The organism is Achromobacter sp. AONIH1 (assembly GCF_002902905.1).
Classification (GTDB): Bacteria; Pseudomonadota; Gammaproteobacteria; order Burkholderiales; family Burkholderiaceae_B; genus Achromobacter.
Window position 1 is genome coordinate 5,571,739 of sequence record NZ_CP026124.1, and the last position, 16,091, is coordinate 5,587,829.

At 67.5% G+C, this 16,091-nt stretch carries 16 protein-coding genes; 3 read left to right on the forward strand and 13 right to left on the reverse strand.

Annotation, left to right across the window (positions count from 1 at the left end):
- Positions 1-84: 84 nt before the first annotated feature.
- The 7 genes from C2U31_RS25435 to panD all read right to left on the reverse strand — a co-directional run bounded on the left by C2U31_RS25435 (position 85) and on the right by panD (position 7,958).
- Positions 85-354, reverse strand: coding sequence for a sulfurtransferase TusA family protein (locus tag C2U31_RS25435; protein ID WP_103275339.1), 270 nt, complete (start codon positions 352-354; stop codon positions 85-87).
- Complete coding sequence (gene alaS / locus C2U31_RS25440; protein ID WP_103275340.1) at positions 354-2,975, reverse strand: alanine--tRNA ligase; 2,622 nt, start codon at positions 2,973-2,975, stop codon at positions 354-356. The genes C2U31_RS25435 and alaS overlap by 1 nt, the downstream gene beginning before the upstream one ends.
- 33 nt (positions 2,976-3,008) lie before the next feature.
- Positions 3,009-3,419 (reverse strand): TrbG/VirB9 family P-type conjugative transfer protein, encoded by a 411-nt coding sequence (locus C2U31_RS25445; RefSeq protein WP_103275341.1) that lies wholly within the window; start codon positions 3,417-3,419, stop codon positions 3,009-3,011.
- 253 nt (positions 3,420-3,672) lie between these two features.
- Entirely contained in the window at positions 3,673-5,013 is a 1,341-nt protein-coding gene (locus C2U31_RS25450; RefSeq protein WP_103275342.1) for an extracellular solute-binding protein, read from the reverse strand.
- Between the two features lie 4 nt (positions 5,014-5,017).
- Complete coding sequence (locus C2U31_RS25455; RefSeq protein WP_103275343.1) at positions 5,018-6,274, reverse strand: D-amino acid dehydrogenase; 1,257 nt, start codon at positions 6,272-6,274, stop codon at positions 5,018-5,020.
- A 207-nt stretch (positions 6,275-6,481) separates the two neighbouring features.
- Positions 6,482-7,528: a CDP-6-deoxy-delta-3,4-glucoseen reductase gene (locus C2U31_RS25460; RefSeq protein ID WP_103276574.1), complete on the reverse strand. Its 1,047-nt coding sequence runs from the start codon at positions 7,526-7,528 to the stop codon at positions 6,482-6,484.
- A 61-nt stretch (positions 7,529-7,589) separates the two neighbouring features.
- Entirely contained in the window at positions 7,590-7,958 is a 369-nt protein-coding gene (gene panD / locus C2U31_RS25465; protein ID WP_103275344.1) for an aspartate 1-decarboxylase, read from the reverse strand.
- Positions 7,959-8,244: 286 nt separating this feature from the next.
- On the opposite strand from panD, the gene sugE reads away from it, so the two are divergent.
- On the forward strand, positions 8,245-8,562 hold the full coding sequence (gene sugE / locus C2U31_RS25470; protein ID WP_103275345.1) for a quaternary ammonium compound efflux SMR transporter SugE: 318 nt from the start codon (positions 8,245-8,247) through the stop codon (positions 8,560-8,562).
- 47 nt (positions 8,563-8,609) lie between these two features.
- Here the strand turns inward: sugE and C2U31_RS25475 are convergent, their stop codons facing one another.
- The 6 genes from C2U31_RS25475 to C2U31_RS25500 form a co-directional block, all read right to left on the reverse strand.
- Entirely contained in the window at positions 8,610-9,482 is an 873-nt protein-coding gene (locus C2U31_RS25475) for an MOSC domain-containing protein (RefSeq protein ID WP_103275346.1), read from the reverse strand.
- Between the two features lie 135 nt (positions 9,483-9,617).
- Positions 9,618-10,544, reverse strand: coding sequence for an ectoine hydroxylase (gene thpD, locus C2U31_RS25480; RefSeq protein ID WP_103275347.1), 927 nt, complete (start codon positions 10,542-10,544; stop codon positions 9,618-9,620).
- Positions 10,545-10,558: 14 nt separating this feature from the next.
- Positions 10,559-10,969: an ectoine synthase gene (locus C2U31_RS25485; protein ID WP_103275348.1), complete on the reverse strand. Its 411-nt coding sequence runs from the start codon at positions 10,967-10,969 to the stop codon at positions 10,559-10,561.
- Positions 10,966-12,276 carry a diaminobutyrate--2-oxoglutarate transaminase gene (gene ectB, locus C2U31_RS25490; RefSeq protein ID WP_103275349.1) on the reverse strand — a complete coding sequence of 437 codons (1,311 nt, stop codon included), beginning with the start codon at positions 12,274-12,276 and terminating at the stop codon, positions 10,966-10,968. Before ectB ends, C2U31_RS25485 begins: the two co-directional genes overlap by 4 nt.
- Before the next feature lie 121 nt (positions 12,277-12,397).
- On the reverse strand, positions 12,398-12,958 hold the full coding sequence (gene ectA, locus C2U31_RS25495; RefSeq protein WP_103275350.1) for a diaminobutyrate acetyltransferase: 561 nt from the start codon (positions 12,956-12,958) through the stop codon (positions 12,398-12,400).
- A complete protein-coding gene (locus C2U31_RS25500; protein ID WP_103275351.1) occupies positions 12,955-13,506 on the reverse strand; it encodes a MarR family winged helix-turn-helix transcriptional regulator in 552 nt (183 codons plus the stop codon). Before C2U31_RS25500 ends, ectA begins: the two co-directional genes overlap by 4 nt.
- Positions 13,507-13,775: 269 nt before the next feature.
- Here C2U31_RS25500 and C2U31_RS25505 point away from each other — a divergent pair, with 269 nt between their 5' ends.
- Together C2U31_RS25505 and C2U31_RS25510 are read left to right on the forward strand one after the other, a co-directional pair.
- On the forward strand, positions 13,776-14,708 hold the full coding sequence (locus tag C2U31_RS25505) for a MurR/RpiR family transcriptional regulator (RefSeq protein ID WP_103275352.1): 933 nt from the start codon (positions 13,776-13,778) through the stop codon (positions 14,706-14,708).
- A gap of 37 nt (positions 14,709-14,745) precedes the next feature.
- Entirely contained in the window at positions 14,746-16,086 is a 1,341-nt protein-coding gene (locus tag C2U31_RS25510; protein WP_103275353.1) for an aspartate aminotransferase family protein, read from the forward strand.
- The last annotated feature ends 5 nt before the right edge of the window (positions 16,087-16,091 follow it).

Genomic DNA, 16,091 nt, shown 5'->3' on the forward strand with positions numbered 1-16,091 from the left:
GGAAGCGCGTTTTATACGACAAACAGCACGCCAAAACGCCACATCCCTGCATTGTACAAATCCGGGCCGGAACCCGCTCGCCGCCTAGCGTCTGCGCAGGAAATGCGTGCAGCCGCCGTCCGACTCCTGCTGCGCGAGCAGCGCGTTGCCGGTCTGGCGCGAGAACGCCTGGAAGTCGCGGACAGCATTGCGGTCGGTCGTGACCACTCGCAACACCTGCCCGCTTTCCATCTGCGCCAGGGCTTTCTTGGCGCGCAGGATGGGCAGGGGGCAAGTCAGGCCGCTGGCGTCGACTTCCATATCGAAAACCGGCGTCTCGCCGCCCTGCCCTGCCTGTACGTCCGACGCATTCATCAGAGACGCTCTTCCACCCACTTCTGCACGCTGGCGATCGCCGCAGGCAGGGCCGCGGCGTCGGTGCCGCCGCCCATGGCCATGTCCGGACGTCCGCCGCCCTTGCCGCCCACCTGGCCGGCCACGAAGCCCACCAGGTCGCCGGCCTTGACGCGGCCGGTCAGGTCGGCCGTGACGCCGCCCACCACGCTGATCTTGCCTTCGGCGCCGGTCGCCAGCAGCACAACCGCGGGCTTCAGGCGATCCTTGAGGTTGTCGACCATGCCGCGCAGGGCCTTGGGATCGACGTCGGCGATGCTGGCGGCCAGGACCTTGATGCCCTTGACCTCGACCGCGGCGCTGGACGCCAGGTCGTTGCCGGCGCTGGCGGCCAGCTTGCTGCGCGACTGCTCCAGGTCTTTTTCCAGGGCCTTGACCTGATCCTGCACCTGCGCGATGCGCGCGGGCAGATCGGCCGGCGTGCTGCGCAGCATGCCCGCGACCTGCGTCAGCAGCGCGTTCTGGTTCTGCACCCAGGCGAGCGCATTGTCGCCAGTAATGGCTTCGACGCGGCGCACGCCAGCGGCCACGCCGCCCTCGGACACGATCTTGAACAGGCCGATGTCGCCGGTGCGGGACACGTGGGTGCCGCCGCAGAGTTCGCGCGAGAAGCCGATATCCAGCACGCGCACGGTGTCGCCGTATTTCTCGCCGAACAGCGCCATGGCGCCGCCCTTGACCGCGTCGTCATAGGGCATGACCTGCGCCACGGTGGGCTGGTTGGCCAGGATCTCAGCATTGACAATGGCTTCCACGCGGGCGATCTGCTCGGCGGTCAGCGGCGCGTCCTGCGCGAAGTCGAAACGGGTCTTGTCGGGATCGACCAGCGAGCCGCGCTGCTGGACGTGAGCGCCCAGCACCTGGCGCAGCGCCTTGTGCATCAGGTGGGTGGCGGAGTGGTTGCGCACGGTGCGCGCGCGGCGCACGGCGTCGACGCGGGCCAGCAGGCTGTCGCCCACCGACAGCGTGCCCGATTCCAGCACGCCATGATGGCCGAACACGCCGGCCTGGATCTTGAGCGTATCGGCCACGGCGAAGCGCAGGCCGTCGGCTTCCAGCAGGCCGGTGTCGCCGACCTGGCCGCCCGATTCGGCGTAGAACGGCGTGGCATCGAGCACCACGACCGCGCTCTGGCCGGCCTGCACCTGCTGCACCTGGGTGCCGTCCACGTACAGGGCGGTGACCTTGGCGCCGCTCAGCTCGAGCTGCTCGTAGCCTTCGAAGCGCGTGTCGGCGCCTTCGTAACTCAGGCCCTCGGCCATCTTGAACTTGCCCGCGGCGCGGGCCTGGTCGCGCTGGCGCTCCATGGCGGCCTCGAAGCCTGCCATGTCCACGTCGACATCGCGCTCGCGGCAGATGTCGGCGGTCAGGTCCACCGGGAAGCCGTAGGTGTCGTACAGCGTGAACAGCGTGGTGCCGTCCAGCTGGCCGCCCTTGGCCACGCCGGCCAGCGCGCCGTCCAGGATGCGCATGCCGTGCTCCAGCGTTTCGCCGAAGCGTTCTTCTTCCTGCTTGAGCACCTGAGCCACGCGCTCGGCGATCGCGGCCAGCTCGGGATAGGCTTCGCCCATTTCGGCGACCAGGTCCGGCACCAGGCGGTGGAAGAAGGGCTTGGTCTGGCCCAGCTTGTAGCCATGGCGCAGCGCGCGACGCACGATGCGGCGCAGCACGTAGCCGCGGCCTTCGTTGCTGGGGATCACGCCGTCGACGATCAGGAACGAGCAGGCGCGGATGTGGTCGGCGATGACCTTGAGCGAGTTGTCTTCCAGGTTCTTGACGCCGGTCTCGCGCGCGGCGGCGGCGATCAGGCGCTGGAACAGGTCGATTTCATAGTTGGAGTGCACGCCCTGCAGCACGGCGGCGATGCGTTCCAGGCCCATGCCGGTATCGACACAGGGACGCGGCAGGCGCGGCATGTTGCCGGCGGCGTCGCGCTCGAACTGCATGAACACCAGGTTCCAGATCTCGATGTAGCGGTCGCCGTCTTCCTCGGGCGATCCCGGGGGGCCGCCCCATACGTCCGGGCCGTGGTCGTAGAAGATTTCCGAGCACGGGCCGCAGGGGCCGGTGTCGGCCATCTGCCAGAAGTTGTCGGAGGCGTAGCGCGCGCCCTTGTTGTCGCCGATGCGGATGATCCGCTCGGCCGGCACGCCGACTTCCTTGGCCCAGATGTCGTAGGCCTCGTCGTCTTCCTGGTACACCGTGACCCACAGCTTCTCGGCGGGCAGCTTGTAGACCTGGGTCAGCAGCTCCCAGGCGTACGAGATGGCGTCGCGCTTGAAGTAGTCGCCGAAGCTGAAGTTGCCCAGCATCTCGAAGAACGTGTGGTGGCGCGCGGTGTAGCCCACGTTTTCCAGGTCATTGTGCTTGCCGCCGGCCCGCACGCTGCGCTGCGACGACGTCGCGCGCGAATACGAGCGCGTCTCCTTGCCCGTGAACACGTCCTTGAACTGGACCATGCCCGAGTTGGTGAAGAGCAGGGTCGGGTCGTTGCCCGGCACGAGCGACGACGAAGGAACGATGGTGTGTCCCTTGGACTTGAAGAATTGCAGGAACTGCTGGCGAATCTCGGAGGATTTCATCGTGGACGACGCGGAATTTAGGCGAATCTTTGATTATATAGAGGGTTGGCGGCAATGGAGTCCCTCCCGGACGCTGCCGCCCGGCTCCTGATTGCGCAGCGCCGTGGCCCTCAGGCCGCCGCCCTGGAAGCGCAGTTCGGGCCAGACGCCGGGCAGCACCACGTAGGGCGCGCGGCGCGTATGGGGCAGCGGGCGCTCGCCCTCTTCGTCCACGCCCAGGATGGCCGGCAGCCGGGCCTCTGGAGCGAAATGCAGCCAGGTTTTGCGGCCGTCGTCGAATACCTGCATCGGCGCGACAGCCTGATCGCCGGACAGGCGCCAGCCAAAATCGAACGGGCACGCCGACGGCGCCGGCACCGGCCAGGCCGCCCCGTCCATGCCCGGCGGGCTTGCGCACGCCCCAAGCCCGCCCAAGCCGGCCGCGATGATGATCCGCCAAGACATGCCTTCTCCTCCGTCACCGGCGCGCCGGACGGCGCACGCTTGCAGGCATGATCGCGGGCGGCGAAATCCGGCGCCAGACTGGCATGTACGGAGGGACGGATTTATCCCCGTACCGTCGCGCCGGGTGACGGCACAGGCCGGAAAGACGCGGCCCGGCGATGACTGGCAACCAGGTCCGGCGCGTCGGCAGGGCGAAAAAAAGCCCGGTCCGAGGACCGGGCCTTGCCTTAGGCGACCGCCGACGGCGTCGCGCTCAGCGTTGCGTGGCGATGGTGCGCGCCTGGTTGGCGGCGTTGTTCAGCGCGGCCATCGGCGGGGTCTTGCCTTCGAACGCGTCGGTCAGCTGCTGGTTCAGCACCGGTTCGATACGCGTGTAGTTCGCCATGCGGAAGCCGCGGCTGCTGGCGGACGGACGGGCGCTCATGGAAGCGATCACGGCTTGCGCGCCGGGAATGCTCTTGTAGAACGACACATCGGACGCGCGGAAAGCGGCCTCGGTCAGCGGCAGATAGCCGGTGCGCTGGTGCCATTCGGCGGCGACCACGGGCTTGGACAGCCAGGCCAGGAACTGGGCCGTGGCCTTTTCCTGGTCCTTCGGATGGCCTTCCATCGCCCACAGGGCCGAGCCGCTGACGAAGGGCTGGCCGCCATTGCTGGTGGCCTGGTCGTAGTACGGCAGCGGCGCGACGCCGAAGGACAGCGACTTGGTCGCCAGGAACTGACCGAACGAACCGGAATTGGACGTCAGCACCGCGCACTCGCCCTTGGCGAACAATTTGTCGGCGCCGTTGTCGGCCGTGTGCGCCATGAACAGCAGCGAACGCTTCCAGCTCACCATCAGCGAGATGTGGCGCATGTAGAGCGTGTCGAACTGCATGGTCGGCGCCGGCGTCTTCTTGGTGACGGCGTCCAGGCCATTGTTGTTACTGGTGAACAGCTGGCCGTTCACGGGCGCCAGGTTCTCAAGGTGCACCGCGACCTGGTCGCTGGAGGCATAGGGACAGTCGATGTCGGCCACGTCGCGCAGCTTGAGCAGCTCGCCTTGCAGGGTGGACCAGGTGCGGGCGGGCTTCTGCGGATCCAGCCCGGCCTTCTTGTAGGCGGCGGTGTTGTAGAACATCACCGGTATCTCGGCCATCCAGGGGAAGGCCAGCAAGCGGCCCTTGCCGTCGCGCACGAAGCTGCTGGTGGCGGGCACGTACCAGTTCAGGTCCTTGATCGGATACTTGGCCAGCAGTTCGTACATCGGCATCACGGCCTTGTGCTCGGCCACGACTTCGGGCGAACGGTTGTCGGCCAGTTGCAGCAGATTGGGGGCCTTCTTGGCCTTGACCGCGGCAGTGGTTTCCTGCTGCAGCTGCGCCTGCGAGGCAAAGGCGCGCAGCGTGACGCTGACCTGATCCTGCTCCTTGTTGTATTGCTTGGCCAGCTTTTCGAACTCGGCCTTGTTCGCGTCGGTCAGCGTATGCCAGACCTGGATTTCCACGGGGGCGGCATGCGCCACGCCCGCGGCCGCCATGGCGGCGCCAAAGACCCATGCCCGCCGGCTGGCGAACATCGCGCGGGCAACACCCGCCAATTGCAGTTTCTTCATAGGTTCACAGACCAAGGAAAGGAAATTCCGGTTCAGGCTGGCGCCCGCTGACCACGTCAGCCAGGGCCCGGCCCGAGCCAACACCCATCGTCCAGCCGAGCGTACCGTGTCCCGTGTTGACATACAAATTGGGGATACGACTGCGGCCGATGATGGGCACGTTGGAAGGCGTGGACGGGCGCAGGCCCGACCAATAGCCGACGCGCTCGAAATCGAGCGCGTCGGGAAAAAGTTGGCGGGCGAGGCGGGTAAGCGCCTCGCAACGCGCGGTGTTCAGGCCACGGGAATAGCCCGACAGCTCTGCCGTGCCGGCCATGCGCAGCCGGTCTCCCAGCCGCGAAAAGACGATCTTGTGGCTGCTGTCCGTCAGGCTGACCACGGGCGCGGCATCGGGCCTGACGATCGGGAAGGTCGCCGAATAACCCTTGGCCGGATAGACGTTGCAGGGGATGCCCAGTGGACGCAGCATGGCGGGACTGAAGCTGCCCATCGCCACCACGTAGGCGTCGGCCGACAGCGTGCCGTAGCGGCCGTCCGGATCGATCAGCTCCACGCCCTGCACGTTGCCGCCGGCCGTGAGCAGCCGGGTGGCCTGGGTGTTGTAGCGAAACTCGACGCCGGCCCGCGCGCAATGCTCGGCCAGCGCGACCGTGAACAGGTGCACGTCACCGCTTTCGTCTTCCGGCGTGTAGTCGCCGCCGACGATGGTATTGCGATGCGGCGCCAGCGCGGGCTCGATGGCGATGACCTCGTCGGCCGACACCACGCGGCGCTCGACGCCGAAGTCGCGCATCAGCCCGGCGGCGCGCTGGGAATTTTCGAATTCCTGCGGATCGCGATAGAAATTCAGGATGCCGCGCTCCAGATGGTCGTACTGGATGCCCAGGTCGGCGCGCATGGCGCGCAACGTGGCGCGGCTGTATTCGGCCATGCGGACCATGGCGCGGATGTTGGGCGCCAGCCTGCCGGGCAAGCACTCGCGCAGGAACGCCAGGCCCCACATCCATTGGCGCCAGTCGAGCTGCGGGCGGAACAGCAGCGGCGCGTCTTCCTGGAACATCCACTTCAGCAGCTTGAACGGCGCCTGGGGATTGGCCCAGGGTTCGGCGTAGGACACCGAGATCTGCGCGCCGTTGGCCAGGCTGGTTTCCTGGGCGGGGCCGGTGCAGCGGTCGATCACCACGACGTCGTGGCCCGCCTGGCTCAGCCACCAGGCGCTGGAAATTCCGATGATGCCGCTACCCAATACCGCTACTTTCATGCCCGCATTGCTCCATGCGCGGAGTCTGGCGTCGGACCCGATGTCCGCGCGCCGCTCCAGGCCGCTGCCGAAATGACACTGCAGTTTACTCCGGCGGCCTGCCGCCGCCTACGATGCCCGCAGGCAAAAATTGGGGCGGAATCCGACGGCCCGGCTCCAGCCTGCCCGATCCGCCCCTTGCACCCAGCCGGCCAGGCCAGGCCCGGCTCAGCCAGCGGCCTTGGCCAGGTCGGCCTCCGACGTGAAGGCGTCGGCGTAGAACTCTTCCGCCGGCAGGCCGCACTGGACGCTGAATTCGCGCCGCGCCGCGTCCACCATCAAGGGCGTGCCGCAGGCATAGACCTGGTGGCCCGACATGTCGGCGATGTCCTGCATCACGGCCTCGTGCACGAAGCCGGTGCGGCCCGTCCAGCCGTCTTCCTGCAACGCGTTGGAGACCACGGGCACGTAACGGAATCCGGGCAGCGCCTCGGTCCACGACTGCGCCAGCGCGTCCATGTACAGGTCCTGCGGACGGCGACCGCCCCAGTACAGCGACACCGGACGCTGGATGTTCTTGTGGATCATGTGCTCGACGATGGCCTTGACCGGCGCAAAGCCGGTGCCGCTGGCCAGCAGCACCACCGGCTTGTCGCTGTCCTCGCGCAGGAAGAACGAGCCGAACGGCCCTTCCAGGCGCAGGATCTCGCGCTCTTTCATCTGCGTGGCGCCGGCACCGAACACATGGTCGGTGAACAGGCCGCCGGGCATGTGGCGGATGTGCAATTCCAGCGGGCTGCCAGTGTGCGGCGCGCCGGCCATGGAATAGCTGCGGCGGCGGCCGTCCTTCAGGATGACTTCGACGTACTGGCCCGCGTAATAGCGGAACTGCTCGGAGGCCGGCAACTGCAGCTTGAGCACGGCGACGTCGGGCGCGGCGCGCTCCATCGTCTGCACGCGCGAGGGCAGCTTGCGAATCTGGATATCGCTGGCGAGGCGAACCTCGGTGGATTCCACCACCAGATCCGACTCGGGCCGCGCCTGGCAGAACAGCGTATAGCCGTCGGCCAGTTCTTCGGGCGACAGGATCTGCGCGGGGTACTGGCCGGCGTCGAACTCCCCGGACACCACCTTGCCTTTGCAGGTGGAGCAGGCGCCGTTGCGGCAGCTGTAGGGCAGCACGATGCCCGCGGCCAGGGCCGCGTCGAGCACGGTCTGGCCGGGCTCGACCGGGAACTGGTGCTTGCTGGGTTGGATGATGACCTGGAAGCTCATGGCATGAAACAGTATGGGGTTGACGGGGCGCGCCATCGCGCGCGTCCCGCCCGGCCCGGCCTCAGGCCGGGAACTTGCGGATTTCCTTGACGCGGTTGGCGTCGTCCACCAGCACGACCTTCGGCTTGTGCGTGGCCGAGTCTTCCTCGGACATGGGGCCGTAGGTGCAGATGATCATCAGATCGCCCACCTGGGCGCGGCGGGCGGCGGCGCCGTTCAGCGAGATCGCGCCGCTGCCGCGGGCGGCCTTGATGATGTAGGTGTCGAAGCGCTCGCCGTTGGTGACGTTGTAGAGCTCGATGCGCTCGAACTCGCGCATGCCGGCAGCGTCCAGCAGGTCCTCGTCGATGCCGCAGGACCCCTCGTAATGCAGGTCGGCTTCGGTGACGGTGACGCGGTGCAGCTTGGCCCGCAGCATGATGCGTTGCATGGTAGAAAATATCCTGGTTTCGCGACCCGGAGCGCGAAGTGATGCAAGAATCCCGTCCTGGCGGCCAGCCTCGGCCGGCGACGCCCGGAACGGGACGGAAGGACGACGGCGCCCGGTTTTGCCGTCGAAAGCCGGTATTCTATAATTTTTGCCGCTGCGGGACGGCCCGCGGCTGCGCGCGATCAAACAAGCCGCGCATCCTGTCCCGGGGACGACCCCATCGCGCCGGCGGCGCGCCGGCAATCGGCGCATCGGTCATGCCGGCGCGGCTTTCGTAGGAGTCGTCATGACTTGGATCATCCTGGTGCTCGCGGGCCTGTTTGAAGTCGTCTGGGCCGTGGGCCTGAAATACACGCACGGATTCACCCGCCTCGTCCCCTCGCTCGTCACCGTGGCCTGCATGGCCATCAGCTTCTGGCTGCTGGCCCTGGCCATGAAAACGCTGCCGCTGGGCACCGCCTATGCCATCTGGGTGGGCATCGGCACCATCGGCGCCTTCATCGCCGGCATCGTGCTGTTCGGGGAATCCACCAGCTGGATGCGCATCGTCAGCGTGGGACTGATCGTGCTGGGGCTGGTCGGCCTGAAGCTGTCGTCGGCCTGACGCCAATCCGGTCCTGCCCCCCCACCCGGCGGCCATGTCCGCCGGGCCTAGAAATCCAGTTCGATCCGCACCGCGTCGCCAACCTTCAGGCGCGCCTGCGCCGGCGCGTCCAGGATGGCGTTCTGGCCGAACACCACGCCGATGTCCAGGTTACGGTAGGACGCCAGCGTGCGGCCCGGCTCGTCGAACTGCTGCGCGCTGCGCTGGTCGATGTCCGGAATCGAGCAGCGGGTGCAGGGCTTGACGAAAGCCATGCGCACGTCCGCCGCCTCGATCAGCGCGGTGTGGTCCTCTTCGAATGCCTCCCAGTCCCCCTGCACCACGATATTGGGCCGGAACCGGTCCATCGGCACCTCGGCCGCGCCCTTCGCGCGCAGCCGGGCGTTCAGGTCGTCCAGCGAGGCCTGGTTGGCCACCAGCAGCGGAAAGCCGTCGGCGAAACCGAAATGATGGGTGCCCGAGAAACGCTCGGACTCGTCCGGATGCGCATCCAGCCAGCGCGACACCCAATCGGTCTTGGCCGGTCGGCGCGCGGCGGGATCGACCTTGTACAGGCGACAGGGCGTGCCCAGGAAATCCGAGAACCAGCGGCCGGCGGCGGCGCTTTCGCGCAGCGCGGGCAGGCTGTCCTTCCAGACGGTGACGGTTTCGCTGCCCGCTTCCAGGCCGGAGCCGTCCAGCGCGATCAGCAGGTCGGCCATGTCGGGCGCCGACACGCGCAGCGCGCCGTCGTCGATCGCGGTGCGGATGAGCGCCATGCGCGGCCACTGGCGCTGCGTCATGAACTGCCCGCTGCCGTCGATCAACATCCAGCGCCGGTCGTGCGCCAGCCCCGCGCGGTCGATAGGCGATTCGCTCAGATCGATGCCGGCGCAGGATTTGATGGGATAGATATGCAGGCTAAGGATACGGGCGGACATGGCGCGGATGGCGAGATGTGAAAGTCGCCAGAGCATAGCGGAAGGTCGAAAAAAAGCCCAGGCCGCGGCCTGGGCTGCGCGCGCCGGCGCTCCACGTAGGGGATGCTGGCGCGCCGATCGCGGTGCAATCCTGCCTCAAGCGCCGACCAGTTTGAGCGCGTCCAGCGGCGTGACCGCCTTGAAGGCCTTGCGCGTGGCGATGTGCTCGGGCCTTGGCGTCAGGCCGTACTTCGGCGGACCCAGCGTGTTCTCCATGCTGTTGTAGACCATGAATACGTTGGCGCGCGGCCAGGGCGAGATGTTGCTGTTGGAGCCATGCATGGTGTTGCAATCGAAGAACACCACCGATCCGGCCTTGGCCGTCATGGCCTGGATGCCGCCCTGCTCCACCAGCAGCTGCAGGCTGACCGGATCCGGCACGCCGTACTCCTGCTTCTTGAGCGACTGCTTGTAGTGCTCGTTGGGCGTCTGGCCGACGCAGGAAATGAACTGCCGGTGCGAACCCGGCACCAGCATCAACGGGCCGTTGTTGGCGTTGTTGTCGGTCAGCAGCACCGAGCAGCTCAGCGCCCGCATGGCGGGCATGCCGTCCTCGACGTGCCAGGTCTCGAAGTCCGAATGCCAATAGAACTCCTTGCCCTTGAAGCCCGGCTTCATGTTGGCGCGCGACTGGTGCACGTACACCTCGGACCCGAGGATCTGGCGCGCCACGTTGACCAGGCGCGGATCGCGCGTCAGGCGGGCCAGCACGGGGTTGAGCACATGCACCATGAAGATCGAGCGCACGGCGTTGCTGCCCGGCTCGGTGATGGCCTCTTCGCGCCGCATGATGGACGGGTCGCGCGTCATGCGCTCGACCTCGGCCGCCAGGGCGCGGACCTCGCCGGGCGACAGCAGATCTTCCAGCAGCAGGAAGCCGTCGCGTTCGTACCGTTCCAGTTGCGCGGCATCCAGGGCATCGGCGTAAAGGCCGTCGCCGTGGACCACCGGATCCTGGCGGGAAATGATGGCGGAACCGCGATCCGTACGCGAGGCGTACGGATCTTGCGCAGGTGAAATCATGTTCGCCTCCTTGTTCAGGCCGCGACCGCGTCGGCGCCCGCCTCGGGCAACGCATAGACGCCGTCCTTGTCGTGCACCTCCTGACCGGTCAGCGGCGGATTGAATACGCAGATGACGCGCAGCGGCTCCTTGCCGCCGCACAGCCAGTGCTCGTCATGCTCGTTCAGGGCATAGACCACGCCCGGTTCGAGCGCGTAGGTCTTGCCGTCGGCGATGGTCTGGATCGAGCCGTCGCCCTCGACGCACCAGACCGCTTCCAGGTGGTTCTTGTAGTGGATGTGCGTGCGGCCGCCCGGGAAGATCGTGGTTTCATGGAAGGAAAATCCCATGCCGTCCTTTTTCAGCAGCACGCGGCGGCTGACCCAGGTGTCCGTGCGGACTTCGTCCGCCGTTCCGATCACGTCCTTGACATTGCGTACGATCATCCGCGTTTACCTCCAAATTTCAGAATGCGGGCGGACTGCCCGTCTTCGTCGGCCAGCGCCTCGGACACGCTGGCCTCGATCACTTCCAGGCCGCGCATCAGCAGGCCTTCCTCGATGGTGAGCGCGGGCAACAGCTTGAGCACTTCGTCGTGCGCGCCCGAGGTCTCGATGACGACGCCCTTGCCGAAGGCGCGCTTGGCGATACGGTTGGCCAGCGCCGGCGAGGCGTTGGACACCAGCCCCTGGATCAGGCCGCGGCCGCGCACCGACAGGCCGGCATTGGGAAAGCTGTGCACCAGGTTTTCCAGCCAGTCGCGCACCAGGCTTTCCTTGCGCTGGATCTCGGCGCTGAAGGCAGCGTTGGTCCAATAGGTTTCCAGCGCCTGCGTGGCGGTGACGAAGGCCAGGTTGTTGCCTCGGAACGTGCCGCTGTGGGCGCCCGGTTTCCAGACGTCCAGCTCGGGTTTCATCAGCACCAGCGACATGGGCAGCCCGAAACCCGACAGCGACTTCGACAGCGTGATGATGTCCGGCCGGATGCCGGCGGCCTCGAAGCTGAAGAAGGTGCCGGTGCGGCCGCAGCCGACCTGGATGTCGTCCACGATCAACAGCATGTCGTGCCGCTGGCAGAGCTTGGCCAGCTCTTTGAGCCAGCGCAGCGTGGCGACGTTCACGCCGCCCTCGCCCTGCACGGTCTCGACGATCACGGCGGCCGGCTTGTCCAGGCCGCTGCTGGGGTCATCCAGCATGCGCTCAAGATAGGCCATGGTGTCCACGTCGGGACCGAAGTAGCCGTCATACGGCATGAAGCTGGTGTTGGCCAGCGCGTAGCCCGCCGCGTCGCGGAACTTCATGTTCGCGGTCGCCGCCAGCGAACCGCCGCTCACGCCGTGAAAGCCGTGCGTGAACGACACCACATTGGGGCGGCCCTTGACCTGGCGCGCGATCTTCAGCGCCGCCTCGACCGCGTTGGTGCCGGTGGGTCCGGTGAACTGCAAGGTGTATTGCCAGTTGCGCGGCTTGAGCAGCACGCGGTCCACGGTTTCCAGGAACGCCTTCTTGGCGCTGGTGGCCATGTCCAGGCCGTGCACCACGCCATCGGCGCGCACGTAGTCCAGCAGCTTTTCCTTGAGGACAGGATTGTTGTGGCCATAGTTCAGCGTGCCGGCGCCGCTGAAGAAGTCTATGTACTCGGTTCCCTCCTCGTCGATCAGCGTCGAGCCCCTGGCCTGGCTGAATATCACGGGGAACGACCGGATGTAGCCCCTTACTTCCGACTCCATCCGGTCAAAGATTTTCAAGTCCATGTGATCAATCCTCCCTTTCAGATCATGAGTTGACAGACGGCCTGCTCCCGCCCGGCCACGCCTCGCGGCGGCCGGACCGTCAGCACCATCCCGGTTATGGCAGGGCGCCCGCCCCACCCGCCTACGGGGCGGGCAAGGTGAACGGGCCTATCCTCAACAACATCTCGTCGTCATGGTCCGCGCCGCCGAACAGTTGCCGGTCGAAGAACGGCTGCTCGCTGACGTGGGCGCCCAGCTCCGCGGCGAGGCCGGCGAAGCTGCGGCGCGAAGCCTGGTTGTCAGGCCCCACCGTGGTTTCGAGATGACGAACATGCTCCAGCCCCTTGCGCCGCAAGAGTTCTCTGAGCATGGCGCGGCCTAACCGATGGCCGCGTGCGCGGGCGTGCACCGCGACCTGCCAGACGAACAGGACGTCGGGCCGGTCGGGCAGCACATAAGCGGAGATAAAACCGTCGATGCGTCCTCCGGCGCTTTCGGCCAGGACGCAGGTGTCGCTGAAATGCTCAGCCAGGAGCAAGTACGCGTAGAGGGAATTGAGGTCGAGCGGCGGGCACTCGGAGATGAGGCGGTGCAGGGCGGCGCCGTCCTTGCGGCTGGGCGGGCGCATCTGCTGCGTCCCGCCGCAAGCCGCCGGCGCCACGGCACTTGAGAGGATGGGGGTTTCCTGTGCGGTATCGATCATACGACCAGCCCCGATTCGGGAGGCGCGCCGCCGGTGGGCACCTCGAGGATGGGAGAAGCAGGATCGGCGTGCGGCTCGGCGGCGGCCGCGTGCCCGTCCTGCTCCATCAAGGCCACGATGCGCTCCAGCGACAGCGTGATGGTGGCCTGCTCCAGTTCCGGCAACGCGTTCAGCGCGTCCGCCAGGTGTTTCTGCAGCGGCGACGGCGCATCCTTGGCCAGTGCGCGTCCGGCTTCGGTCGCGGTGACGAACACGATGCGGCGGTCTTCACGGCCGCGCTCGCGCCGGATCAGCCCCTTGTCCTCCAGGCGGTCCAGGATTCCGACCACGGTGCTGGGACTGACGTGGATCTCGCGGCTGATCGCCGTGGCCGTCAGCGGCCCGTTGGCGATGACGGTGCGCAGGCACATGAGCTGCGGCGCGGTGATGTGGCTCACCGCCGACAGCTGCCGCGAATGCAGGGCGATCGAGCGCGTGATGCGGCGCAAGGCCCGCAGGATGCGCAGGTCGTACTGCTGCGAGGGATCGGTTACGGTCTGTTTATTCATGACTGAATCAGTTCAGTTAAATTGATTTCTGTACAAATGATATGAGCGCAATTCTCCTCTGTCAAACCTGAGCCCGGCGGATTTTGTAATCAAATCCATGTACCCCGCCCGCCCTCTGCCCCGGCGTTTCCCGCGACGACAGCCGTTACATTCATTCAGAAAATCCGCCGTGACCGGCTCGCGCGCTCGTTCTTGCCCAGCCCATATAAAACAATTGTTTTTTCAATAAAGACAGAAGTATCATTTGTTTTATATCGAGTCCCACGTCCATGACCTCCACGCTCCAGGACCGCCTGCGCGACATGCTGCCCGGCCTGCCCGCCGAACTCCAGCGGGCGGCACGCTGGGCGCTGGACAATCCGGCCGAGGTCGGCCTGTGGTCCATGCGGCGCCAGGCCCAGGCCGTGGGCGTGGCGCCCGCCACCATGCTGCGCATGGCGCGCGCCGCCGGCTGCGACACCTATGAGGCCTTCCGCGCGCCCTTCCAGCGCGCGCTGACCCAAGGCATGGAAGCGGGCTGGCGCGACCGCGCCGCGCGCCTGCAGGCCCGGCGCGCCGAAACGCCCGCTGTGGACGCGCGCGCCGCCCTCACCCGCTGGCAGACCGCCGCACTGGAATCCATCGGCGCCGTCAACGCCGACTCCGCCTTCGACGAAGCCGCCGCCACGCTGCTGGCCGCCCGCCAGGCCGGCTTCCTGGGCACGCGCTCGGCCTTCGGCATCGCCTTCCAGATGCGCTATGCCTACCAGATGCTGTGCCGCAACGGCATGCTGATCGGCGGCCTGGGCGGCGCCTCCTCCGACGAGGCCGATACCCTGGGCCAGGGCGACGCGCTGGTGGTGGTGACGCAGGCGCCCTACGCGGCGGCCACGCTCGAACTGGCGCGGTCGGCGGCCGAGCGCGGCGCGGCCGTGATCGCGCTGACCGACGCCCCCACCAGCCCGATCCTTCCGTTCGCCCGCCATGTCCTGCGCTTCGCGCGGCCCGAGGATGCGCCCGGCGACACGGGCGGACCCGCTTCGTTCTTCCACAGCACGGCGGGCCTGCTCGGCCTGGCCGAGCACCTGATCGCGCGCGTCGCCGTCCTGGGCGGCGACGGCGTATTGCAACGGCTGTCCGAAATCGAATCGCGCCAGCGCGCCGATGGCGTGTATTGGCCCGAAACGCCTGGCCGCCCAGCCCCCTCCCGCGCGCGGCGCTGAATCCGCCGCGCGCCTAACCTTGTCCGGAACCTGCGTCATGACCCGCTCCCGAGTTTTCCATCGCTCCCTGCGCGCCACGCCCCCCGTCGCCGTGCGCGGCCAGGGCGCCTGGCTGTACGACCAATCCGGCCGCGCCTACCTGGACGGCTCGGGCGGCGCGGCGGTGTCCTGCCTGGGACACAACCACCCCGACGTGTTGGCCGCCATGCACGCGCAGATCGACGCGCTGGCCTACGCGCACACCAGCTTCTTCACCACCGAGGCCGCCGAATCGCTGGCCGCCATGCTGGTCGAGGACGCCCCCGCCGGCACGTCACACGCCTATTTCGTCTCCGGCGGCTCCGAGGCCATCGAGGCCGCGCTGAAGATGGCGCGGCAGTACTACGTGGAAATCGGGCAGCCCGGCCGCCGCCACATCGTCGCGCGCCGCCAGAGCTATCACGGCAACACGCTGGGCGCGCTGGCCGTCGGCGGCAACGCCTGGCGGCGGGCGCAGTTCGCCCCCTTGCTGATCGAGGTCGAGCATGTCTCGCCCTGCTACGCCTACCGCGACCAGCGCGAGGGCGAAAGCGAGGAGCAATACGCGGCGCGGCTGGCCGACGAATTGGAACAGACCTTCCAGCGGCTGGGACCGGACAGCGTCATGGCCTTCGTGGCCGAGCCGGTGGTCGGCGCCACCTTGGGCGCGGTCACGGCCGTGTCCACGTATTTCCGCCGCGTCCGCGAAGTCTGCGACCGCCATGGCGTGCTGCTGATCGCCGATGAGGTCATGTGCGGCATGGGACGCAGCGGCACGCTGTACGCGGTGGAACAGGAAGGCGTCACGCCCGACCTCATCACCATCGCCAAGGGCCTGGGCGGCGGCTACCAGCCTATCGGCGCGGTCATGGCGCAGGAGCGCATCGTGCGCGCCATCGAACAGGGCTCGGGCTTCTTCCAGCATGGCCACACCTATCTGGGCCACGCCACCGCCTGCGCCGCCGCGCTGGCAGTGCAGCAGGTCATCCGCCGCGACGGCCTGCTCGAGCGCGTGCGCGCGCAAGGCGCCGGATTGCGCCAGCGCCTGGAACGCGCGTTCGGCGATCATCCGCATGTGGGCGATATCCGCGGCCGGGGCCTGTTCATGGGCCTGGAGCTGGTCACCGACCGCGCCAGCAAGCAGACCTTCGATCCCGCGCTGTCGCTGCATGCCCGCGTCAAGCGCGAGGCCATGGCGCGCGGCCTGATGGTCTATCCGATGGGCGGCACCATCGACGGACGCCATGGCGACCATGTATTGCTGGCCCCGCCCTTCATCGTCTCGGACGACGAGCTCGACCAGCTGACGGAGCGCCTGGCCGGGGCGATCCACGCCGCCATCGCACAGGCGCGCGGCTGAGCGCG

Excerpts from the sequence above, each read along its gene's own strand:
- C2U31_RS25485 (WP_103275348.1), bottom strand. The coding sequence starts at position 10,969 with ATGATCGTACGCAATGTCAAGGACGTGATCGGAACGGCGGACGAAGTC.
- ectB (WP_103275349.1), bottom strand. The coding sequence starts at position 12,276 with ATGGACTTGAAAATCTTTGACCGGATGGAGTCGGAAGTAAGGGGCTAC.
- panD (WP_103275344.1), bottom strand. The coding sequence starts at position 7,958 with ATGCAACGCATCATGCTGCGGGCCAAGCTGCACCGCGTCACCGTCACC.
- C2U31_RS25435 (WP_103275339.1), bottom strand. The coding sequence starts at position 354 with ATGAATGCGTCGGACGTACAGGCAGGGCAGGGCGGCGAGACGCCGGTT.
- C2U31_RS25500 (WP_103275351.1), bottom strand. The coding sequence starts at position 13,506 with ATGAATAAACAGACCGTAACCGATCCCTCGCAGCAGTACGACCTGCGC.
- C2U31_RS25475 (WP_103275346.1), bottom strand. The coding sequence starts at position 9,482 with ATGTCCGCCCGTATCCTTAGCCTGCATATCTATCCCATCAAATCCTGC.
- thpD (WP_103275347.1), bottom strand. The coding sequence starts at position 10,544 with ATGATTTCACCTGCGCAAGATCCGTACGCCTCGCGTACGGATCGCGGT.
- C2U31_RS25450 (WP_103275342.1), bottom strand. The coding sequence starts at position 5,013 with ATGAAGAAACTGCAATTGGCGGGTGTTGCCCGCGCGATGTTCGCCAGC.
- sugE (WP_103275345.1), top strand. The coding sequence starts at position 8,245 with ATGACTTGGATCATCCTGGTGCTCGCGGGCCTGTTTGAAGTCGTCTGG.
- C2U31_RS25455 (WP_103275343.1), bottom strand. The coding sequence starts at position 6,274 with ATGAAAGTAGCGGTATTGGGTAGCGGCATCATCGGAATTTCCAGCGCC.
- alaS (WP_103275340.1), bottom strand. The coding sequence starts at position 2,975 with ATGAAATCCTCCGAGATTCGCCAGCAGTTCCTGCAATTCTTCAAGTCC.
- C2U31_RS25445 (WP_103275341.1), bottom strand. The coding sequence starts at position 3,419 with ATGTCTTGGCGGATCATCATCGCGGCCGGCTTGGGCGGGCTTGGGGCG.
- C2U31_RS25505 (WP_103275352.1), top strand. The coding sequence starts at position 13,776 with ATGACCTCCACGCTCCAGGACCGCCTGCGCGACATGCTGCCCGGCCTG.
- ectA (WP_103275350.1), bottom strand. The coding sequence starts at position 12,958 with ATGATCGATACCGCACAGGAAACCCCCATCCTCTCAAGTGCCGTGGCG.
- C2U31_RS25510 (WP_103275353.1), top strand. The coding sequence starts at position 14,746 with ATGACCCGCTCCCGAGTTTTCCATCGCTCCCTGCGCGCCACGCCCCCC.
- C2U31_RS25460 (WP_103276574.1), bottom strand. The coding sequence starts at position 7,528 with ATGAGCTTCCAGGTCATCATCCAACCCAGCAAGCACCAGTTCCCGGTC.